Below are 21,015 nucleotides of genomic sequence, written 5' to 3' on the forward strand. Positions count from 1 at the left end.
AAGTCTGTTGCGGCCGGGCAAGGCCGATGCGCTAGGCGCCATCAGGGTCCAGTCCACGGATCAGCCAGTAGACCACCTCGCAGCTACTGTCGGTGCAATAGGACCGCATCCATACATCGCCGCCATCGAACATCACGATGTTGCCGTCGAGAGTCAGTTCGTCATAATCCTGCCCGAGGATCAGCTGCGCAATATCAGGCGTGATCAGCGCATCGTAGCGGTCAACGAATTCGTCCGGATTGCCAATCGTGTCGCGATCGCCATTGATCGTCACCCGCAAGGGATAGTTTACGAGGGCTGCTACAGCCTCTCGGTCCTCCACCAGCACAGCGTCCTGCAGCGCAGAAAACGCAGCCGTGAAGCTTTCGTGCCCGCCATAGCGCTCTTCCAACTGACGGTTGAACGATTGATCGTCCTGCCCTAGCGCCATGGCCGGATGCAGCAGGAGGGGCAAGGCAAGAAGGAGACGCACAAACAAGACAATCTCTGAGGGTGACAAAAGCCGAATGCTAAAGTTCCTTATATCGCGATTGAGCCTGCAGCGCAGCCCTTGTGTCTGAGGCTTGGTCAATGACGCTTCATCAGCCTTCGGGCTAGAGAAAATCATCCCGGCGCGGCGTGAAGACATCGACCAGCCGGCCCACCTCCAGTGCCAGCACACCGTGCTCCGTATCGGCCGGCACGATGAAGCTGCCGCCCGCAGAAACGATCTGCTTTTGATCGCCAATGGTTACCTCAAAGCGTCCCTCGGCCACATAGCTCACCTGTATGTGCGGATGCGAATGCAGCGCACCCACTGCGCCCTCGTCGAACCCAAACTCCACCTGCATCAACTCCGGCAGATGAATGAGAACACGCCGACGGCTGCCAGCGCCGAGTTCGGTCCAAGGGGTTTCATCGTTCTGAGAAAACAGCGACATTCTACCTCCACCGACAATCACCGACAGTCTTGGTAGCCTTACGACCATCAGGAATGCAAGCAGTCGCATGCACTTGCCGGCGGCTTGCCATCCGGCCCCTAAAATGCTGACGTGAGACTAAAGCATCTCACTCCAAGGTGATTTGCAGGGCGGCGGCCATCTGCCGTTATTGCCTGAAGGCCGGATCGGGAGCGTCAATGGGCGCCTACATACTGCGACGTCTGCTACTGATGATACCGACATTGTTCGGCATCATGGTCGTCTCGTTCGTTATCGTACAGTTCGCCCCGGGCGGACCGGTAGAGCAGGCAATCGCCGAACTCAGCGGCACCAATGCCTCGATCACGCAGCGGGTTACCGGCTCGGCGCAAGGCGATTTCGCCGCCCAGCCCTCCGCGCAATCCAATTCAGATTCTGGCACCGGCTATCGCGGCTCGCAGGGCCTCTCGCCCGAGCTCGTTGCCCAGATCGAAGAGCAGTTTGGCTTCGACAAGCCGCCGCTCGAGCGGTTTGGTCTTATGCTGTGGAATTTCCTGCGCTTCGATTTCGGAGAGAGTTACTTCCGCGATATCGCCGTAGTCGATCTGATCCTCGAGAAGATGCCCGTCTCCATCTCGCTTGGGCTGTGGATGACGCTCATCTCCTACGGCATCTCCATCCCCCTCGGCATCGCCAAGGCCATTCGTGACGGCTCTCGCTTCGATGTGTGGACTTCGACGCTCATCGTCGTCGGCTACGCCATACCCGGCTTTCTCGTCGCCATCCTGCTCATCGTGTTGTTTGCAGGCGGCAGTTTCTGGTCGATCTTCCCATTGCGCGGGCTGACCTCGCCCGGGTGGGCCCTGATGCCTTGGTACCAACAGATCGCCGACTATTTCTGGCATCTGATCCTGCCGATCATCGCGATGTCGCTTGGCGCGTTCGCCACGACCACCCTTTTGACCAAGAACTCGTTTCTTGACGAGATCGGCAAGCAATACGTGGTCACCGCCCGCGCCAAGGGCCTCACCGATCGTCAGGTCCTCTACCGGCATGTCTTTCGCAACGCCATGATGCTGATCATCGCCAGCTTTCCCGGTGCATTCATCGGCGCGTTCTTCGGCGGCTCCTTGCTGATCGAGACCATCTTCTCGCTCGATGGCCTCGGACTGCTGGGCTTTCAGTCTATCGGCGATCGGGATTATCCTGTTGTTTTCGCAACGCTGTACGTCTTCTCCCTGCTCGGCATGGTGGTCAGCCTGATTTCCGACCTGACCTATATGTGGATCGACCCGCGTATCGATTTCGAGAGCCGCGACGTATGAGCGAGCTCGCCACTACCGCCCGTGTGCTTGAAGAACGTCCGAAGCGTGGCTGGCTCACGCCGATCAACCGTCGTCGACTGGAAAACTTCAAGCGGAACCGGCGCGGTCTGTGGTCCTTCTGGATCTTTCTGGCGCTCTTCATCCTCACACTCGGCGCCGAATTTATCGTCAACGACAAGCCGATCATCGCCATGTACAAGGGCGAGCTGCTGGTCCCGGCATTGGTTGACTACCCGGAATCAAGGTTTGGCGGCTTCCTTGCCGTCACCGATTATCGCAATCCGCTCAACCGGGACGAGATCGAGCAGAACGGCTGGATGCTCTGGCCACCCATCCACTTCTCTTATTCAACGGTCGATGCGCAGGTGCCCGTCCCTTTCCCCGCACCGCCATCCTGGACGATGGAATGGGAGCAGATCTGCGAACGCTATCCGCTCGGTGTCGAGGATCCTGCCTGTCACTACGGCAATGTGCACTGGCTCGGCACAGACGACCGTGGTCGAGATGTGCTCGCCCGCTTGATCTATGGCTTTCGCATCTCCGTGCTGTTCGGCCTCACCCTCACCATAATCTCCTCGGTCATCGGGGTTGTAGCGGGCGCCGTGCAGGGGTTCTTCGGCGGCTGGGTCGATCTCATCTTCCAGCGCCTTATCGAGGTCTGGACCTCCATTCCTTCGCTTTACGTGCTGTTGATCATCTCCAGCGTCATCGCGCCCAGTTTTTGGGTGCTGCTCGGCATATTGCTGCTGTTCTCCTGGGTGTCACTCGTTGGCATCGTGCGCGCGGAGTTCCTGCGTGGGCGCAACTTCGAGTACATCAACGCGGCCCGGGCGCTTGGCGTCTCGAACGTCAAGATCATGTTCCGACACCTCTTGCCAAACGCGATGGTCGCGACCCTCACCTTCATGCCGTTCATCCTCTCGGGCTCCGTGGCTACGTTGACTTCGCTCGATTTCCTCGGGTTTGGCCTGCCCCCCGGCTCGCCATCGCTCGGTGAACTGCTGGCGCAGGGCCGAAACAATCTGCAGGCGCCATGGCTCGGCATTTCCGGCTTCGTCACCATTTCGCTCATGCTGACGCTTCTGGTGTTCATCGGCGAAGCAGTGCGGGATGCCTTCGATCCAAGAAAGGCGCCGCGATGAGGTCGCCGCTACTCTCGGTGCGCAACCTGAACGTGCGCTTCGGCGCGCTGCATGCCGTGCGCAACGTCTCTTTCGATCTTGAGGCCGGCAAGACCATGGCGCTGGTCGGCGAATCTGGGTCCGGCAAATCCGTCACCGCGCTCTCCGTTCTTCGCCTGTTGCCGCCAACGGCGGCCATTGAGGGCGAAGTGATCTTCAAAGGCCAGAACCTGATTGGGGCGCGTGACCGCGATCTGCGCCACGTTCGCGGCAACGACATCTCGATGATTTTTCAGGAGCCGATGAGTTCGCTCAATCCGGTTCACAGTGTCGCCCGCCAGATCGGCGAAGTCCTTGCGACCCACAAGGGCTTGCGCAAGGCCGCCGCCCGCCAGCGCACGCTCGAACTGCTGGATCAGGTCGGCATACCCGACCCCGCATCGCGCATGGATGCCTTCCCGCACCAGCTCTCCGGCGGCCAACGCCAGCGCGTCATGATCGCCATGGCGCTGGCCAACGAGCCCGATCTTCTCGTTGCGGACGAGCCGACGACAGCGCTCGATGTCACCGTTCAGGCGCAAATCCTTGCCCTCTTGCGAGATCTGCAGCAGCGCCTCGGCATGGCGATGCTGTTCATCACCCACGATCTATCGATCGTGCGCAAGCTGGCCGATGATGTCTGCGTGATGACCGAAGGCGAAATCGTCGAGCGCGGCAATACGAACACCGTTTTCGATGCGCCCAAGCATGCCTACACCAAGCATCTGCTTGCGGCCGAGCCGAAAGGCCAGCCGGCACCGCCGAACCCGCGTGGCGACACCGTCATCGCCGCCGAAGACCTCAAGGTCTGGTTCCCGGTCAAGCGCGGACTTCTTCGCCGCACGGTCGGGCATATCAAGGCCGTGGACGGTGTTGATATCGAGATCAATGCCGGCGAAACGCTCGGCGTCGTCGGCGAAAGCGGCTCCGGCAAGTCAACGCTCGGCTATGCTTTGGTGCGACTCGTCTCATCTCAGGGCCGTATCGTCTTTCTCGGCAAGGACCTGCAGCGCAACTCGTTACGCGCCATGCGCCCTGTTCGCGCCGATATGCAGATCGTCTTCCAGGACCCCTTTGGCTCCCTCAGCCCGCGCATGTCGGTCGAGCAGATCATTGCCGAGGGGCTTGAGGTCCACATGCCGCGCCTCAAGCGCGCCGAGCGCGAGGCCCGCGTCGTCGAGGCCCTTAGCGATGTCGGCCTCGACCCGGAAAGCCGCTTCCGCTACCCGCACGAATTCTCCGGCGGCCAACGCCAACGCATCTCGATCGCGCGCGCCATGGTGCTCGAGCCAAAGTTCTTGGTTCTCGATGAGCCGACCTCTGCCCTCGATGTGTCGATTCAGGCGCGGGTGGTCGATCTGCTGCGCGATCTGCAGCGCCGGCACGGGCTGACCTACATGTTCATCTCGCACGATTTGCGTGTCGTCAAAGCACTGGCGACCAATATCATCGTCATGAAGGATGGCCAGATCGTTGAATCCGGCCCCTCGGAAACCGTGTTCCAGTTCCCGCGTGAACCCTATACGCGCGCGCTTCTGGCAGCTGCACTCAATCTCGATACCTATGTCGACAGCGCGAAAACTTGAAGACGCACGTGCTGTACGACACTGTTCAATCTCTGACCACGCACTAGACTGAACGTTTGTGCGAACACCCCGGAGGACGCTGCGTATGAAGTCTTTGGCGCTTGCCCTTTCCACTTTGTCTTTGCTCATCGCCGCGGCATTGCCCGCAGCGGCCCAGGACGAAATCCTCGAACCCGATGTCTGGCACCATGCCACGGCGGCGATCGGCGAGCCGAAATATCCCGAAGGCTTCGAGCACTTCGATTACGTCAATGTCGACGCCCCTAAGGGCGGGCTGGTTCGGCTCGGCGAGATGGGTGGCTTCGACACGTTCAATCCCGTCCTCCCTCGCGGCGAAGCTGCCTCGGGCCTCGGGCTCGTCTACGAGACCTTGATGACCCCGTCGATGGACGAGGTGCTGACCGACTACGGCCTTCTGGCCGAAGCCCTACGCTTTCCGGCGGATTATTCATCCGTCACCTACCGCATGAACCCGGATGCGCACTGGCACGACGGAGAACCCGTCACCGCTGACGATGTCATCTGGTCCTTCGAGATCCAGAAGGAGCTCAGCCCCAATATCGCGCAATACTATGCCAACGTCACCGACGCCGAAGAGACCGCTCCGGGCGAGGTGACCTTCACATTCAACGAAACCGGCAACCGCGAACTACCAAAGATCCTCGGCCAGCTGCTGGTGCTGCCGAAGCACTGGTGGGAAGGCACCAACGAGGATGGCGAGCAGCGCGACATCCGCTCCTCGACGCTCGAACCGCCAATGGGCTCAGGGCCGTATAGGCTTGCAAGCTTCTCGCCTGGCCAGACCGTCAGCTATGAGCGCGTCGAGGACTATTGGGGGCTCGAGCACAACACCGAGATTGGCCAGAACAATTTCGGCGAGATCCGCTACGAGTACTTCCTTGATCTCAACGTGCAGTTTGAGGCTTTCAAGGGCGATCAGCTCGACTGGTGGAGCGAGAACCAGGCCCGCCGCTGGGCTACCGCATACGATTTCCCAGCTGTCGAAGATGGCCGCGTGGTGCGCGAGCTGTTCGAGCAGGCCTATAACGGCTCCGGCGTCATGGTCGGCTTCGTTCCCAATCTTCGCCGCGAGAAATTTCAGGACCCGAAGGTGCGTGAGGCGCTGAACTACGCCTTCAACTTCGAGGAGTTGAATCGCACCATGTTTTTCGGCCAGTACGAGCGGCTCGACTCCTATTTCTACGGTCTCGACAATCTGCGCTGGAGCGGCCTGCCCGAGGGCGAGGAACTGGAGCTTCTGGAACCGTTGCGCGACCAGATCCCCGAAAAAGTCTTCACCGAGGAATATGCCAACCCGACGAACGAGGAAGCCGGCGGGCTGCGCCAGAATTTGCGCACCGCCCTCAACCTCCTGAACGAGGCCGGCTATCAGCTCGAGGGAACGCAGCTGGTCGACGAAGCCGGCAATCAGCTCAGTTTCGAAATTCTCCTCAACGGGTCGACCATCGAACCTGTTGCTGCAAGCTGGGCCGCCAATCTCGCGCAGATCGGCATCAGCGCCACACTGCGGCCTGTGGATTCACCACAATACATCAATCGTCTGCGCAGCTTTGATTACGACATCATCTATTCCGGCTGGGCGCAATCGAGCTACCCGGGCAACGAGCAGCGCTATTTCTTCGGCTCCGTCACCGTCGATGACCCGGGCGCACAGAACTATGCCGGCATCGACAATCCGGCAGTCGATGCCCTCATCGACGACATCATCTTCGCCGACGATTATGAAAGCCTAGAAGCGGCAACGCGTGCGCTCGACCGCGTGCTGATCAACAGCCACTACATCATTCCGAGTTACGCCCTGCGCAGCTCGCGCATTGCCCGCTGGGATCGCTTCTCACATCCAGAACCGCTGCCGGAATACTCCGTCGGCTTTCCCAGCATCTGGTGGTATGACGAAGCCAAGGCCGACGAGACCGGCCGTGCCCAGTAAGGCGGCACCGCCGTATAATGGACTTCGGGCCCGGAAGACTACGATCTTCCGGGCCCTTTTGCTTTGAGGAGTGTGACCATGTCGAACGCCCGTATCAGGCGGCTTGCGCCATCCGACCTCCCGGCTCTTCGTGGCCTGCTGCAGGTCTACGCCGAGGCGTTCGAGGAAGAAGCGCTCTATGCCGAGGCGCCGCCCGAGGACAGCTATCTAGAGACCGTTTTGGGAACGCCAGGGGTCATTGTTCTCGTCGCGGAAGTGGGCGACGAGGTTGTGGGAGGAATCACGGCCTATGTGCTGGCAAAGCTGGAGCGGGCGCGAAGCGAAATATATCTCTATGATCTTGCGGTCGCCGAACCCTGGCGGCGAAAGGGCATCGCCACTCGACTGATCCTCGATCTCAAGCCGATTGCACATCAGTACGGAGCTGAGGTGATCTTTGTTCAGGCCGATCGTGAGGATGCACCGGCGGTTGCGCTCTACCAACGATTGGGCAGCCCCGAAGAACCGTTCCACTTCGATATTCAGGTTGCCCCGCAACGCGGCGGCTAGGCGAGCGAACAAGCGGCGCGAACTGAAGCCGCGCCGCCTGATTGCTGATTAGTAGTCCTGCTCGTAGAACACGCCGACGCTCGACTCGCCGTCTGAGCCGGTCCCGCCGCGCACGGTCAGGTTCTCGGTCGCATCGAGGTTGATGGTCACGCGGCTGTCGCCACCCGAACCTGCCTCAACGCCAAGATAGACATTGTCCTGAATATATGTGCCTGCCCGCACACCGACATTGCCCTGATCGTCGGTCACCACATCGAGATCGTCGAGCCCGGTGCCTTCGCGCAGGCTGTCGAAGATGCCGCCACCGCCGCCGCCAGAGAGCTCGGCAACAGCCCCTGCAAGGCGTGCCAGCTGCAGCGGCGAAAGTTCCGTGGTCGAGCGGTTGAAGATCAACCGCGCCAGGATCTCGTCCTGCGGCAGCTCCGGGTTCGAGCTGAACTCGACATCAAGCTCCGAAACACGGCCTGAAAGCGTGATGAATACCGTGATGCCATCGCCTTCCGTGCGCGCCACGAAGTTCAGATCGGGATCAAGATCGCCGACAAGCGTCACCCGGCCGGTCTCGAAGGTGATCCGCTGACCGAGCAGCGCCAGACGACCTCGGATCAGCTCGAACGCGCCTACCGGGCGGATATCGTCAATCGGGCCCGTCAGCCGCACCGAGCCGCCGACCTCGGCATCGAGCCCCCGCCCGCGCACAAAAATCTGGTTTGGCGCATTTACCCGCACGTCGAGCAGCAGGCCGGTGCTGCGCGTCGCCGGCGTAGGGGCGCCGCTGGCTTCATCGACACGCGCCTTTGCCAGCGTCCGCTCGACATCGGCCGGTGTATTGATGTGCTCGACATCGATCAGCGCTGGCCCACCACCGAAGTTCTCCGGCACGGTGATGTTAGCCTCTTCGATCAACACATTACCGGCAAGCAGGGGATTGCCCAGCAAATTGCCGGTAAGGGTCAAGTTGCCCGAGGTTGTCGCAACAAACAGATTGCCATCGGCATAGCGTGCCGAGTTCAGCGCCAGCGAAACATTCGCCGGGAACTGCCCCGTCAAGCCAATCGTGCCCGATCCGGAAACCGAGCCCCCTGTCGCCAGTTGCGCCGAGATCGACTGGATCTGTGCCTGTGTCCCGCTCAGTGCCACATTGGCCGCAATGTCGGTGAGCCGCAGGTTCAGGGCCGGATCGACATAGCTGGCGCCTGAGGTCGAGGCGCTGCCGCTGAATTGCGGGTCCGAAAGGCTGCCGCTGACCTGGGCGTTAAAATTGAGAACGCCTGCAAGCTGACCGCCACGATCGGCGACGAACTGGTTGCCGAGGGCCAGCGGGGCCGACCCGGAAAGATTGAGCGCCAGCCCGGAGCCGCTGAGCGGCACCGTGCCGGAGCCGGAAACTTCCAACCCGCCATTGCCCTGCGCAGAAAGGCTGGCAAGGCTGACCACGTTATCGGCAAAGCTGCCGTTTGCAGTGAAAGATAACGGCGAAATGCCGAACTCGCTCACAGCCGCCGCGTCGATCCCGCTGCCCGATACCGTGAAACTGGCGCGCGGATCGGACCCGCTGCCGGTGATCGAGGCGCTACCATTGATGGTACCGCCGAGACCGAGCTCGGGGGAAATCGTGTTGGCGATCGAAAGCGGCAGGTTATCAACGCTCAGATCGATCGCGAGCGTCTCCCCAGCACTGCCGGTCGCGGTGATCGAGCCCGAACCGATGTCGAACTGCACCGTATCGAGCTGGACAGTATCGCCATCGACGATCAGCACCGTCGGATTGGCAAGACGCGCGGCGAGCCCGCCCTGCGTGAGGTTCGCCCGGTCGAGTGCAAGCCGGTATCCCTCGCCCTGTGGCGAAAGCGATCCGGCAATGTCGACATTGGTGCCGGTGGCCAGGGATGCCTGCGCATCAAAGCTCGTTGCACCATCGCTCTGCGTAGCCGTGGCGTTGAGACTGGTCACATCGACACCAGCAGCTGCGATATTGCTGCCGGTGATCTCGCCATCGATTGCCGGCACGCCGAACAGATCATTGACCACTGCCGTTACATCGGCGCTGCCAACGCGGATCTCGTTGACCCGCAAGTCACGCACGGAGGCGGAAATATCGGCGCCTTGCTGGTCGCCATTGGCGCTCAGCGCCACGCGGGCGTTGATCGCGCCGCGTGCATCGAGCGCGGCCAGAGCCGCAGCAGTCGAGACATCCGAAGCTTCGAGAACCAGATTGCCCGTCAGCAGACCATCCGGCTGGCGCACCAGATTGCCGTTGAACCGCGCGCCCGCGGTTTCGAACCTGATGTTCTCGAGCCGCGTCGCCGTCTCGTTCACCGCGACATCGCTGGTCAGCGTCACACGATAGGCATCGAGAAACGCATCGCCGTTGACGGCGCCTGTCAGCCCGCCATCGGCAAGCGTGCCGTTGAACCCGAGCGTTGCATCGCGCAAGTCGCGCCCGGCAAGCGAGCCCTGTGGAACGCTGGCATCGAGATCGAGCGCGATCGTCCCGTCCTGCCCCTGCGCCGTACCCACGACCGACAGGCGACCTGAAGCGTTGTCGGCCAATAGCGACAGATCCGCCAAATCGAGATCGAACCGGAAATCGGCGACATCGCTGGCATAGGTGCCGTCAGCAACGAGCTGAATCTGGTCGTTACCGAGCCGGAAATTGTCAGCCTCCAGTCCTGCCTCGGTGCGGGCCACACGGCCGGAGAGCGCGACGGTACCCTCGAGAATGCGGTCGGCTACCGGATCATCGATCCCGAGCCCCTGCCCGGTGCCATCGAGAGTCAAATTGAACCCGCCAGCCAGTGGGCTGATCGTGCCGTCCGCCACAAGGTCGAGCGACCCCGAGAGGTCCCGCCCTGCTATTCCCGAAAACGGTGCGATACTGGACGTCTCGAGCGAGACCTGTCCATCGAATACAGAATTGGCAATCTCGCCGGAAAGTGCCGCCGTCAGCGCGTTACCGGCAATGCGGAATTCCGCGAGCTGGATTGGCTGCCCCGCCTCCCACAACGCGGCCACCCCTAGGCCTATGCTATCCCCCAGCGCAGCCTCGACTTCAGGCTGTGCCGTAATTCCGGAAACGACGCCATCGCCATTGAGCGTGATCCGCCGCTCCATCGGTGAATCGAGATTGGCCGCGACACCGTTGAGGCTCAACCTGATCTGGTCCGCCATGAAGTCCGGCATCGTGTAGCCGTCAACGGTGATGTCCGCAGTCCAGTTCTCGGAACCCTGCCCGCCGAAATTGACGCTGAGCTGCGCCTGTTGCAGGCGCGTCTGGCTTCCCGCGACCGGCAGAACCACCGGATCGCCCGACTGGCTGGCAATCAGTGCGCTCAGCGACAGGCGCCGCAGGAAATTGTCGCTGGTGGTTTCGAGTTCGCCCTCTAGTGAGAGTTGCCCGCCACTCAGTCGCAGCCCGGTCACCGTGACGCCGCCGTCCGAGCGCACCAGTGCGTTGGCGTCGAGGTTGGTCTCGTTGCCGAAAAACGGGCGGTACGGCTCCGCGATCAGCGGTGCCAGCGCACCATTGAGGTCGACAGAGATTGAAAGCCCCTGCTCAACCTGCGTCAGGCTCGCGAGCCCGGCGAGCGCTGTCCGCCCATCGGCCGCAAATGTCAGTTCGGTACGCAGATCAGAAATCGGGCCGCTGCCGACAATCGACAATTCAACCGCTGGTCGCCCCTCGATATTCAGCAGATTGGCCAATATGCCGTCCTGCGGCTCCGCGAGCGTCACATCGACATCGAACACCTGCGATTCGCCGGTGTAATCGACCGCGACATCGAGCGTGCCGCCAGGTCCATCGAGACGTTCGATATCGAGGTTTGTGGTGAGATTGCCGTCTTCGAGCGTCAGGCTGCCGTTGACGGAGATCTCCGACCCGAGCCCGAACACGCCCTCGCCGAACGTCACCGATGGCACCGACAGGTTCTCGATGATCACTGCGACCGGAAACTCCGGAATCTCGAAGCCGCTCGCTTCTGGATCGGGCAGTTCGGCGGGAGCATTCTCTGCCGGTACCGAGGTGCGCAGAAATTGTATGGACTCCGCGCTCAGCGACTCCACTTCGAGCCGGCCGAAGAACAGTGCGCTCTGGTTCCAAGTCAGCTGCGCGTTGTTCACCCGCAACCACACACCCTGTTCGTCGGCGATGGTGATCTCGTTGATCGATACGTCAGAGCCGAGAACACCATCGATATTGGACAGTCGAATCTGCCGCTCGGGCGTCGACAGCCGGTCCTGAACGAAGTTGGTCAGAAACCCCTTCTGCTCGTCGTCGGACATGTCCTGGTAGTCTTCAGCCGGCGCATCCTGCGCCGTGGCGACGAAGCTGGTGCACAACACTGTCAGAACAACCGCGCAGCAGGCCAAAAAGCGGCGCAACGAAACCTCGAGAACCATCATCATCAAAATGCCTGTCCAATGCCCACATAAAGGGCATAGTCCGGATCGCCGTCGCGCTTGTTGAGCGGAATGGCCGCATCGAGCCGCAGCGGCCCGAGCCCGGTATAGTATCTGAGGCCGAGACCGGCCCCGAGGCGAAGATCGTCGAGGCCGGGGAAGGTATCCGCCGCGACATACCCGCCATCGACGAAGCCGACGACACCAATATCGTCCGTCACTTTGGCACGCGCCTCGAGCGATCCTTCCAGAAGGTAGCGCCCGCCGGTGATCTCGCCGTTCGGTCCTTCAACGCCGATCGACTTGAAGCCATAACCGCGCACGGAACCGCCGCCGCCAGCGAAGTACAGCCGGTCCGGTGGCACCTCATCGAGGTCTGGACCAAGCAACGCCGCCGCTTTGACGCGTGCCGCGAGCACGACATCGTCATCCTCGCCAAACCCGAAATAGGTCCGCCCCTCGACAACCGCCTGCATTGCCGGGTTGCCGTAGTTGAACTCGTAGAACGGCTCGACCCGCGCCGTGGCGTAAAAGCCTTCCGTCGCATCGAGCGGATCATCGCGATTGTCGAAGATCAGTTCGCCGTAAACGCCTGCCGTCGTGAAATTGCGCGTACCGAACACGTCTTCGAACTCGGCGATCTCGAACGCCGCACCGCCATTGATGGTGATCTCGTCGGATAGCAGGTGACTCAGACCCAGCCGTGCGCCCGCCGATGTCTCGGTAAATCGCGGCAACACGGTGCGCTCGGCTGAAATCGAAGCAACGAGATCGGTATCCGGCGTGATCACCCCCGGCTTGGTGAAGGTTCCACCGAAGAAATAGTCGAACTCGTCGGTTTCAACCGGGTAGCCAATGCCGGCAACGCGCGCATCGAGCCGTAGCCGCTCGGCCTGGCCGAATAGATTCCGCCACAGGTGAAAGCCCTCGACCCCGAGCCCATCGACCGTCGAATAATCGGCGCCAACGCCGAACCGACGCGGCGGCAGTTCCTGCACCATCAGCGTATAGGGCAGCAGTCCGTCCGCGCCGATATCCTGCGCTGCCTCGAACCGGGCAGAACGGAAAACCTGCAGCCGGTCGAGCCGGTCGCGAGCCTTCTCGAGATCGTCCGGGTCATACTCCTGCCCGACAGCCAGCCCCGTCTGCTGCACCACGAATTCCGGATTCATGCGGTCAGTGCCCTGTACCCGCACCGGGCCGAACGCCGCACGTGCACCTGGCGCAACGACGATGGCCACATCGACCGTGTTGTTCGAGTGATCCGCGACCACTTCGCGTCGCGTGATCTCAGCCTTCGGGTGCCCAAGCTGGCGCCACGCATTGAGGGCCACCGTTTCGGCACGCACCACAACCGTCGAGCGGGCGACTTCGCCGCTGACATAACCTAAATCGGACGGCGGCTCGACATAGTCATCCGGGTCACTTGTCGGCGGCGCCTGGTTGACGATCTGGATGCGGTTAAAGCGGAACAGCGGACCCGGATCGACCGTCACCACCACGTCCACGGGATCCGGCAAATTGGCGTCCGGCGGCAGGTTCACCGCCTCGACACCACCGACCAGAATGTTGACCGTTCCACCGTAATAGCCTTCGCCATAAAGCGCGGCGGTAATGCGCCGATAGTCGCCACGTGCCTTTGCCAGAAAGCCCGCAGCACCCGATGCCGGCTCGTCCTGATCCGAAAACAGCGCCGACGCATTCCGGATGGTCGATTCAAGATCACCATCGGCGTTGGCTATGAAATCGACCGTATAGGGCTGCGGATCAGCGATAACGGCATCCTGGTCGCGATCAGCCTCGTCCTCGAACAGCGTGATGCCGAAGATTTCAAGCGCCGACGCCTGTGGCGCCGTCATGATCGCGAGGAATGATGCCGTGCACAGCAGGGCACCAGATCGAGTGAGTACGCGCGCGAGGGTCAGTTTTCCGGTCCCATCGTTACTACCGGCGTGAACTGACCTGCACCGCGTGAAAGCCAGGGCTCACGAACATCGGTGGCAGGATCGGCGCGTTGACGCTCCACGCCGCAGCCCAGTGGCCGTCATATCCGGTCTCACAGTAAGGGCAATCCGGCGAATTCGACAGCACTTTAGACAATTTTGGCGATCACAAAGCGGCAAAGTGGCAACCGTGCCACAGACTAAATCGTCAAATTGCCCAATGCCTTGCAGGATGCAACCGTGTTAAGGGTGCACTAACCATACGAGGAGCCGCGCAATGTATCAGACCATCGATCCCAAAGAGTTCACGGTGTTCATTACCGGCGCCACCTCCGGCTTCGGCGCCGCCACCGCTCGGCGCTATGTCGAGGCCGGCGCCCGCGTCATCGCCACGGGCCGCCGCGCCGAGCGCCTTGACGAACTCAAGGCCGAGCTCGGCGAGCGTTGCCATGTCGGCGTCCTCGACGTACGCGACTTCAAGGCTATCGAGAAATTTGTCGCCGACCTTCCCGCCCCGTTCGATGCAATCAATGTGGTGATCGCCAATGCCGGCCTCGCACTCGGTCTTGAGCCTGCGGCGGAAGTCGATATCACCGATTGGGAGACGATGGTCGACACCAACGTCAAGGGCTTGATGTACACCATCAGGGCTTTGCTTCCCGGCATGATCGCGCGCGGCGGCGGCCACGTCGTCACCGTCGGCTCGGTCGCTGGCGATTACCCGTATCCGGGCGGCAGCGTCTACGGCGCCACCAAAGCCTTCGTCAAACAACTCGCCCTTAACCTGCGCTCCGACGTTCAGGGCAAGAACATCCGCGTCACCAATATCGAGCCGGGCCTGACCGAAACCGAGTTCTCGCTGGTGCGCTTCAAGGGCGACGACAGCAAGGCCGCCGCCCCCTACGCCAATACCGAGGCGATGAATGCCGACGACATCGCCGAGTCGATCGTCTGGTCGACCATCCTGCCGCGCCACGTGAACATCAATCGGGTACAGATGATGGCCACCACCCAGGCGTTTGCACCCTTCGATATCTACCGCGAAGACTAGTTGGGCCGGCCTCCGGCCCTGACCATTCCGGCAAACGCACGGACGATATCCGTGAGGCGCTCGGGCTGCTCGATCGAAGGCAGATGCCCGGCGCCCTTGATCACTTCAAAATGAGTGTTGGGAATGGTTTTGGCGAAGTCCGCAACCAGCGAAGGCGGCGTCGAGCCGTCTTCATCGCCGACGATGCAGATCGAGGGCACCGTCAGTGTTTTCGCAGCGTCCGTAAGGTCTGCATCGCGCAGCGCAGCGCAGGTGGCCGCATAGCCTTCAGCCGATTGCCGCGTCAGCATCGTGCGGTACCCTGCAAACTCCGGGTTATCCGGCTTGCGAAATGCTGGGGTGAACCACTTCTCGAGAACGGAATCGGCGATAGCCTCTATTCCGCCAGCGTTCACCGCCTCGATCCGTTGGTTCCATGAAGCGTCGTCACCAATTTTGGCCGCGGTATCGCACAGCACCACCGCACGGACGAGGTCCGGGCGGCTCGACGCCAGCCCCTGCGCAATCATCCCGCCGATCGACACCCCGCAAACGAACACCTGCCGGGCGCCGACGAGCTCCAATAGCGCCGCCAAATCCTCGACATGATTGTCCATGGTGTAGGGTGTCGGTCCGGTTTCCGAGAGCCCGTGTCCACGCTTGTCGTAGGTCAGAACCGAGAAGTCTCCGACCAGCCGAATGATCACGTCGCGCCAGATTCGGAAATCCGTGCCAAGTGCATTGGCGAAGACGATCAGCGGCTTGGTGTTCGGGTCGCCGATCATCTGGTAGTGCAGAACGACGTCGTTGACGCGTGCGAATTGCATGCGGTGCCTCTCGCGGCTTAGGTGGTTTGTTCGGTTTCGAGTGCTGAGATCAACTCGACCTCGGTGTCGTAGTTCCCCAGTTCGATCACCGCGATCTCGAAGATGTGGACCCGGCGGCGCAATTGCAGCTGCTCCTGCGCCTTGGCCTCTATCTGCTCGTCCAGACGGTCGGCGAACATGTTCGAGCCTTCGCCCTGCCTGCGGATCCGCCGCTTGAGGGTCGCCAGTGCCTCGACCTCCCCCTCGAGACGTCGCGCATGCCCCTCCGCTTCGCGCGCATGGCCGCGCACCGCTTTCGTCATCATCTCGATGAAATCGACCCCATCGAGCGGCAGGCGCGTGTCGACCGCGGTCTTCACCGCTGCATCGAACATGTCGGCAAGTACCACCGCCACATCGTGTCGGAGACTGCGCGCCGCTTCCGGGTCGACCGTCCCGGTTTCATCGAACAGCCGACGCGCATCGGCATCCGAGAGAATATCGAAGGCGCGCACGATTTCGATAAACGCGTCGGGATCACCGCCCCTGTCAGGATGCGCTGTTTGCACCGCCCGGCGATACGCGGACTTGATGGCATACGCATCGGCATCCGCACCGAGCCCGAGCACGCGATATGGATCGAAGTCGGTCATGGCCGGCTGATAGCACCGCAACGGCGCGAATTGAAGCGCGTCGTTGCGGTGCTTCCCGTGCTAGCCGAGACGCGCCGATGGAATTGCCTCGGGCGTATAGCTGGCGTCGGCATCGAACGGATAAGTTGGGCGCTGCTTGTGCTTGCGCTCCAGCCGCTCGACATACTGATCGACCACGCCCGGCGACAGCGCCATAAGGCTCGGATTGGCGATCGGGCCGAGATCCGGCGACAGATAGCCGGACTTCACGACGACAATCTTCGCGGTGCGTGGATCGAGCTCAAGCTTGGTGAAATCCGGAATGTTGTGGAACGGACGCCGGCGCACCGTCACCACCAGGTCGATGCCGCCGATCGTCAGCACCGCCTCGCGGTAGAACGGATCCTCAACGGCAAGCAGGAACTTCACCGTCGCCGTCACGTCGGCCGGAGTGCTGGACGTATCAAGGCTCGCGCCGATCGTGAGGTCGATCGTCGCCCCGACGCCGGCCTCATAGGCAGCGTCGGTTGCCGCCTTGTCGGCGATACCTGCAAACACCACTCCCTCAGCATTGCGTGCGATCAGCGCCGAGAGCACTTCCGCACGATCGCCGACGCCCCCGCCCGTGGGGTTGTCGCCGGATTCGGCCAGCACCACTGGCGCCGTCGAACTGGCGACGGCCCAGTCGACGCACTCTTCGATGCTCCCGGTCTTCGTGCCGAACTTGAAATCTTCGCGGATGTCCCAATAGGCTTGCGCCAGCGCCTTTGCCTGTTTCTCCAGCAGCGTTCTGTCGGTTCCTGTCATGATCGCGGCAGCGGTCGCGCGTGGCTCGTCCGCCCACACATAGCCCACCTGAAACGAGGCATCCCAAATGCCGGACTGCTCTTCGAACTCGCCGATCCGGGCATAAAAACTGCGCCCCGGCTCATCCTGCGTACTGGTGCGCTCGCCCGGAAGGAGAACTGGCACCGGCGCCCATATGATCCCGGGCTTTTCCCCATTGCGCAGCGCCCGCACCAGCATCGAGACGGCGCGGCGCATCGTATCCGGCACATCGATATGCGGCGCCGTGCGATAGGTGGAGAACATGTCGAGGCTGTCTACGATCCGCTGGCTGACATTGCCGTGCAGATCATAGCTCGCCGAAATCAGCACATCCGGCCCGACAACCTCGCGCACCGCCGAGATGAAATCGCCTTCCGCGTCGAACAGCCCGTAGACAAACATGGCGCCATGCGTCGCGAGGTAGACGCCATCGACAGGCAGCGCCGCGCGCAGGCCATCGAGGATCTCTGCCTTCCAGGCATCGTAGATGCCGCGCTCCACAGGTCCGCCTGCAATCGCGCGCGCATGCAGAATGGTCACGAACTCCGCCGGAAAGTGTGTCAGGAAGTCGAAATAGGCGTCTTTCGCCATCGCCTGTCCGCGCAGCACTTTGAAATCCGGCTCTCTGGCCAGCACAGGATTATAAGTGCTGCACTCGGTGTGCAGTCCGGCAACGGCAATACGCATGGGAAAGACCTTCGGGTGGTTCGTAACGACGGTAAGTCTGCAAGACTTGCCCCTACTGTCAATGTTGCACCCTACCCGGCCATGCGCTAGCTGCATTGCGTCCAGGGGATGGCAGCGAGCCGTTTAACATGATCTTGAGTTTCGATATTGGCGGCACGACGATCAAGTCGGCCCTTGGCGATACCCCCGATCAGCTCAAGCCGCTCAACCGCCAGCCAACCCCCGCTTCTGATCTCGAGGCGTTCGTCGGGGCCATTTCTCGCGATGTGTCACGGGCACCTGATGACACCATCATCGCCATGTCGATCACGGGCGTCATCGATCCCGAGACCGGCATCGTCACCTGCGCCAATATCCCGTGCATCGATGGCCTCTCGCTCGCCTCGGTGCTTCGGCAGCGTCTTGCTCGGCCTGTTCATATCGTCAACGACGCGGATTGTTTCGTTCTCGCTGAAGCCGGCTTCGGCGCCGGGCGTGGCAAGCGCGTCGTCTTCGGCGCCATTCTCGGCACCGGCGTCGGCGGGGGCCTGGTCATCGATAGTCGCCTGCACCAGGGGGTCGGCGGTCTCACCGGCGAGTGGGGCCACGGGCCCGTTGCCGGCACGCAGGTGGGTGATCCCCCTGTCGCTATCCCGCGACTCAAATGCGGCTGTGGCCAGATCGGCTGCCTCGATACAGTCGGGGGCGCCCGGGGTCTTGAACGCCTCTACCAGCATCTCAACGGCGAGTTTCTCGACAGCCAGCAGATCATTGCGGCCTGGGAGGCGGGCGATGCAAATGCTGCCCGGGCCGTATCCGCACAGATAGAATTGCTCGCCGGGCCACTCGCACTTGTCGTCAATGTCGTTGGGGCCGATGTGGTGCCGGTCGGCGGCGGCCTGTCACGCGCCGCGAGGCTCGTCTCCGCGCTCGATACCGCTGTCCGTCAGCGCATCCTGCGGCGTATCGATCAGCCGCTGGTTGTACCTGGCATCGCACAGGGTGAACCAGGCTGGATCGGTGCGGCACTCTTTGCAACAGGCGGCGCCTGATGCCAGGGCCGGTCCTCGAAATCTGCGTAGCCGATAACCCGAGTCTCGAGGCTGCGATCACCGGCGGTGCCAACCGCATCGAATTGTGCTCGGCGCTCGAACTGGGTGGTTTGACGCCAACGCCTGGCCTCTTGCGCGTGGCGGCGTCATCGCCAATCCCGGTCTATGCCATGGTCCGTCCCCGAAGCGGCGACTTCGTCTTCTCGGAAGCGGACCGAGCGGTGATGCTCGCCGAAATCGATGCCATCGCCGAAGCAGGCCTCGCCGGAGTCGTACTCGGTGCGTCGCTACCGGATGGCAGCCTCGACACCGAGACGCTGGGGCACCTGGCGGAACGCGCCCGCGCACATCAACTTGGCACCACATTGCACCGCGCGTTCGATCTGGTTCCGGACATCGCCGAGGCGGTTGAAGCCGCCTCAGCCCTTGGTTTCGAGCGCATCCTGACGTCCGGCCGCGCCGCGCGCGCCATCGACGGAGTCGGTGACATCGCCCTTGCCCATCAATGCGCTCAAGGCCGTCTGGCCATCATGGCTGGTTCCGGTATCGCTCCAGATGTCGTACGGGCCATCAGAAGCCGTGCCCCTCTTGACGAATGGCATGCCTCATGCGGCACCAGTCAGCCGCAATCGGCCGCAGCCGTTTCCCTCGGTTTCACCGCGCCTGAGCGCCGCAGCACCGAGGTGGAGTCGGTCAAGGCTCTGCGCAGAGCGCTCGACGCACTAGTCCGCTGATACTTCTTTACCGGCCGGCCTGATCTCATAAGCGCAACGCCGGGCACCCGCGAGGATATGCTCGCTGCGCCGCACTTCTGCCCCGCTCCCCAGCACCTCCTGGAAAACCGCCAGTTCCGCACGGCAAAACCCCTGGCATGCGGTTGCGGCAGCGCAGATCGGGCAATGGTTCTCGACCAGCATGTAGCTGCCATCGTCCTGCTGCCAAGAGGCGGCCATATACCCTTCTTCGCTACGCATCGCTGTCAGCGCCTTCACCCTGTCTTGCAGCGTTGCCGCGTCAGACATCGCACCGCGATATGCCGCGAGAGTCCTGCGCTCACGCTCGCTGATCACGCTGTCAAGTGCCGTGTCACCCAAGGCGTCACGCACGATATCGAGAAGCTGAACCGTCAGCGCCGCATGCGTATCTGGAAACCGGGCGGCCCCTGCCTCTGTCAGCTGCCAGCGTCGGCTGGGGCGACCGACACCCTTGCGCTCCGCAGAAAATTCCACCAACCCGGCATCGCCGAGCCGTACCAGTTGCTGTCGTGCTGCTTCCGCCGTTATGCCGAGCGCGGCGCCCAGCGCAGCACTGGTCATCGCGCCACGCATCTTGATCAGCATCAGAATCCGCTCACCGGCGCTCCGCGGCGACCAGTCGGTATTTTCCAAGCTATCACTTGACATACTAGTGGCACAGGTTTTCAAAGAACATGCTTGGAAAACTACCGGCGCTGGTCAACGAATGCAAGCAGCCCGCCGGTCACGGAGGTTCAAATGGCTTTTACCCTGCCCGATCTGCCCTACGCACCCTCAGCACTTGCCGAGCGTGGCATGTGCCAGGAAACGCTCGAGCTGCACCACGGCAAGCACCACCAGACATACGTCAACACCCTCAACACCCTGGTTGAGAAGAACGATGCGCTTCAGGGCAAATCGCTTGAGGAATTGATCGCTTTGTCGAAGGATCAGCCGGATATGGCGCCGGTCTTCAACAATGCGGGCCAGCACTACAACCATATCCATTTCTGGCAGGCCCTCAGCCCCAATGGCGGCGGCATCCCCGGCACGCTCGAACAGCGTCTGATTGCAGATTTCGGCAGCGTCGATGCCTTCAAGGAGGCGTTCAAGACAGCAGCCACCGGCCAGTTCGGATCCGGCTGGGCATGGCTCGTCGCCGGCACCGATGGCAAACTTGCGGTCGCCAAAACGCCGAACGGCTCCAACCCGGTTGCGACAGGCGAAGGCACCCCGCTGCTCGGCCTCGATGTGTGGGAACACGCATATTACCTGGACTTCCGCAATCGGCGTCCGGACTATGTCAGCAACTTCCTCGACAATCTGGCGAACTATGCTTTCGCTGAGGAAAACCTGAAGTCCGCCTGAGCTGGTACTGAACCAAGACCCGGGGCGCAACGTTGCGCCCCGATTGACCAAACGAAGCGCTTTGGCGCTAAAGGACGGATCGACG

The 21,015-nt window shown here is 61.9% G+C and carries 17 protein-coding genes; 9 read left to right on the forward strand and 8 right to left on the reverse strand.

Annotated features, from left to right (window positions below; genetic code table 11):
- Window positions 1–31: 31 nt before the first annotated feature.
- Together IE127_RS05770 and IE127_RS05775 are read right to left on the reverse strand one after the other, a co-directional pair.
- Window positions 32–478 carry a hypothetical protein gene (locus IE127_RS05770; RefSeq protein ID WP_189424206.1) on the reverse strand — a complete coding sequence of 149 codons (447 nt, stop codon included), beginning with the start codon at window positions 476–478 and terminating at the stop codon, window positions 32–34.
- A gap of 115 nt (window positions 479–593) precedes the next feature.
- The gene (locus IE127_RS05775) at window positions 594–920 is read right to left on the reverse strand and encodes a cupin domain-containing protein (RefSeq protein WP_189424207.1); all 327 of its coding nucleotides are present in this window, start codon (window positions 918–920) and stop codon (window positions 594–596) included.
- A gap of 197 nt (window positions 921–1,117) precedes the next feature.
- On the opposite strand from IE127_RS05775, the gene IE127_RS05780 reads away from it, so the two are divergent.
- From IE127_RS05780 to IE127_RS05800, 5 genes are all read left to right on the forward strand, one after another.
- Window positions 1,118–2,224: a microcin C ABC transporter permease YejB gene (locus IE127_RS05780; protein ID WP_189424208.1), complete on the forward strand. Its 1,107-nt coding sequence runs from the start codon at window positions 1,118–1,120 to the stop codon at window positions 2,222–2,224.
- The gene (locus IE127_RS05785; protein ID WP_189424209.1) at window positions 2,221–3,366 is read left to right on the forward strand and encodes an ABC transporter permease; all 1,146 of its coding nucleotides are present in this window, start codon (window positions 2,221–2,223) and stop codon (window positions 3,364–3,366) included. The genes IE127_RS05780 and IE127_RS05785 overlap by 4 nt, the downstream gene beginning before the upstream one ends.
- Complete coding sequence (locus IE127_RS05790; protein ID WP_244639953.1) at window positions 3,363–4,970, forward strand: ABC transporter ATP-binding protein; 1,608 nt, start codon at window positions 3,363–3,365, stop codon at window positions 4,968–4,970. The genes IE127_RS05785 and IE127_RS05790 overlap by 4 nt, the downstream gene beginning before the upstream one ends.
- A gap of 85 nt (window positions 4,971–5,055) precedes the next feature.
- Entirely contained in the window at window positions 5,056–6,921 is a 1,866-nt protein-coding gene (locus tag IE127_RS05795) for an extracellular solute-binding protein (protein WP_189424211.1), read from the forward strand.
- Between the two features lie 78 nt (window positions 6,922–6,999).
- Entirely contained in the window at window positions 7,000–7,470 is a 471-nt protein-coding gene (locus IE127_RS05800) for a GNAT family N-acetyltransferase (RefSeq protein ID WP_189424212.1), read from the forward strand.
- Between the two features lie 48 nt (window positions 7,471–7,518).
- Here the strand turns inward: IE127_RS05800 and IE127_RS05805 are convergent, their stop codons facing one another.
- Together IE127_RS05805 and IE127_RS05810 are read right to left on the reverse strand one after the other, a co-directional pair.
- On the reverse strand, window positions 7,519–11,877 hold the full coding sequence (locus tag IE127_RS05805) for a translocation/assembly module TamB domain-containing protein (RefSeq protein ID WP_189424213.1): 4,359 nt from the start codon (window positions 11,875–11,877) through the stop codon (window positions 7,519–7,521).
- Window positions 11,877–13,730, reverse strand: a complete 1,854-nt coding sequence (locus tag IE127_RS05810; RefSeq protein WP_189424215.1) for an autotransporter assembly complex protein TamA — start codon at window positions 13,728–13,730, stop codon at window positions 11,877–11,879. Before IE127_RS05810 ends, IE127_RS05805 begins: the two co-directional genes overlap by 1 nt.
- 361 nt (window positions 13,731–14,091) lie before the next feature.
- On the opposite strand from IE127_RS05810, the gene IE127_RS05815 reads away from it, so the two are divergent.
- Window positions 14,092–14,865: an SDR family NAD(P)-dependent oxidoreductase gene (locus tag IE127_RS05815; protein WP_189424217.1), complete on the forward strand. Its 774-nt coding sequence runs from the start codon at window positions 14,092–14,094 to the stop codon at window positions 14,863–14,865.
- Here IE127_RS05815 and pcaD read toward each other — a convergent pair.
- Genes pcaD through IE127_RS05830 form a run of 3 tightly spaced genes read right to left on the reverse strand, consistent with a single transcriptional unit; the run spans window position 14,862 to window position 17,797 of the window.
- The gene (gene pcaD, locus IE127_RS05820; protein WP_189424219.1) at window positions 14,862–15,671 is read right to left on the reverse strand and encodes a 3-oxoadipate enol-lactonase; all 810 of its coding nucleotides are present in this window, start codon (window positions 15,669–15,671) and stop codon (window positions 14,862–14,864) included. The two genes, IE127_RS05815 and pcaD, sit on opposite strands and share 4 nt — an antisense overlap.
- Window positions 15,672–15,688: 17 nt before the next feature.
- Complete coding sequence (locus IE127_RS05825) at window positions 15,689–16,303, reverse strand: DnaJ domain-containing protein (protein WP_189424221.1); 615 nt, start codon at window positions 16,301–16,303, stop codon at window positions 15,689–15,691.
- A 60-nt stretch (window positions 16,304–16,363) separates the two neighbouring features.
- On the reverse strand, window positions 16,364–17,797 hold the full coding sequence (locus tag IE127_RS05830; RefSeq protein ID WP_189424223.1) for a M81 family metallopeptidase: 1,434 nt from the start codon (window positions 17,795–17,797) through the stop codon (window positions 16,364–16,366).
- Between the two features lie 128 nt (window positions 17,798–17,925).
- Here IE127_RS05830 and IE127_RS05835 point away from each other — a divergent pair, with 128 nt between their 5' ends.
- Together IE127_RS05835 and IE127_RS05840 are read left to right on the forward strand one after the other, a co-directional pair.
- Window positions 17,926–18,828 carry an ROK family protein gene (locus IE127_RS05835; RefSeq protein ID WP_189424225.1) on the forward strand — a complete coding sequence of 301 codons (903 nt, stop codon included), beginning with the start codon at window positions 17,926–17,928 and terminating at the stop codon, window positions 18,826–18,828.
- On the forward strand, window positions 18,828–19,562 hold the full coding sequence (locus IE127_RS05840) for a copper homeostasis protein CutC (protein WP_189424227.1): 735 nt from the start codon (window positions 18,828–18,830) through the stop codon (window positions 19,560–19,562). Before IE127_RS05835 ends, IE127_RS05840 begins: the two co-directional genes overlap by 1 nt.
- Here the strand turns inward: IE127_RS05840 and IE127_RS05845 are convergent.
- Entirely contained in the window at window positions 19,551–20,231 is a 681-nt protein-coding gene (locus IE127_RS05845) for a helix-turn-helix transcriptional regulator (RefSeq protein ID WP_189424229.1), read from the reverse strand. The genes IE127_RS05840 and IE127_RS05845 overlap by 12 nt on opposite strands.
- Before the next feature lie 90 nt (window positions 20,232–20,321).
- Between IE127_RS05845 and IE127_RS05850 the strand changes: the two genes are divergently transcribed.
- A complete protein-coding gene (locus IE127_RS05850) occupies window positions 20,322–20,930 on the forward strand; it encodes a superoxide dismutase (protein ID WP_189424231.1) in 609 nt (202 codons plus the stop codon).
- The last annotated feature ends 85 nt before the right edge of the window (window positions 20,931–21,015 follow it).

This window comes from Devosia pacifica (assembly GCF_014652635.1).
Taxonomy (GTDB): domain Bacteria; phylum Pseudomonadota; class Alphaproteobacteria; order Rhizobiales; family Devosiaceae; genus Devosia; species Devosia pacifica.

What these genes read in the sequence shown, in the direction of transcription:
- IE127_RS05835 (WP_189424225.1), top strand. Translation starts at nt 17,926, where the DNA reads ATGATCTTGAGTTTCGATATTGGCGGCACGACGATCAAGTCGGCCCTT.
- IE127_RS05790 (WP_244639953.1), top strand. Translation starts at nt 3,363, where the DNA reads ATGAGGTCGCCGCTACTCTCGGTGCGCAACCTGAACGTGCGCTTCGGC.
- IE127_RS05830 (WP_189424223.1), bottom strand. Translation starts at nt 17,797, where the DNA reads ATGCGTATTGCCGTTGCCGGACTGCACACCGAGTGCAGCACTTATAAT.
- pcaD (WP_189424219.1), bottom strand. Translation starts at nt 15,671, where the DNA reads ATGCAATTCGCACGCGTCAACGACGTCGTTCTGCACTACCAGATGATC.
- IE127_RS05795 (WP_189424211.1), top strand. Translation starts at nt 5,056, where the DNA reads ATGAAGTCTTTGGCGCTTGCCCTTTCCACTTTGTCTTTGCTCATCGCC.
- IE127_RS05800 (WP_189424212.1), top strand. Translation starts at nt 7,000, where the DNA reads ATGTCGAACGCCCGTATCAGGCGGCTTGCGCCATCCGACCTCCCGGCT.
- IE127_RS05840 (WP_189424227.1), top strand. Translation starts at nt 18,828, where the DNA reads ATGCCAGGGCCGGTCCTCGAAATCTGCGTAGCCGATAACCCGAGTCTC.
- IE127_RS05775 (WP_189424207.1), bottom strand. Translation starts at nt 920, where the DNA reads ATGTCGCTGTTTTCTCAGAACGATGAAACCCCTTGGACCGAACTCGGC.
- IE127_RS05805 (WP_189424213.1), bottom strand. Translation starts at nt 11,877, where the DNA reads ATGATGATGGTTCTCGAGGTTTCGTTGCGCCGCTTTTTGGCCTGCTGC.
- IE127_RS05780 (WP_189424208.1), top strand. Translation starts at nt 1,118, where the DNA reads ATGGGCGCCTACATACTGCGACGTCTGCTACTGATGATACCGACATTG.
- IE127_RS05850 (WP_189424231.1), top strand. Translation starts at nt 20,322, where the DNA reads ATGGCTTTTACCCTGCCCGATCTGCCCTACGCACCCTCAGCACTTGCC.
- IE127_RS05825 (WP_189424221.1), bottom strand. Translation starts at nt 16,303, where the DNA reads ATGACCGACTTCGATCCATATCGCGTGCTCGGGCTCGGTGCGGATGCC.
- IE127_RS05815 (WP_189424217.1), top strand. Translation starts at nt 14,092, where the DNA reads ATGTATCAGACCATCGATCCCAAAGAGTTCACGGTGTTCATTACCGGC.
- IE127_RS05785 (WP_189424209.1), top strand. Translation starts at nt 2,221, where the DNA reads ATGAGCGAGCTCGCCACTACCGCCCGTGTGCTTGAAGAACGTCCGAAG.
- IE127_RS05845 (WP_189424229.1), bottom strand. Translation starts at nt 20,231, where the DNA reads ATGTCAAGTGATAGCTTGGAAAATACCGACTGGTCGCCGCGGAGCGCC.
- IE127_RS05810 (WP_189424215.1), bottom strand. Translation starts at nt 13,730, where the DNA reads ATGACGGCGCCACAGGCGTCGGCGCTTGAAATCTTCGGCATCACGCTG.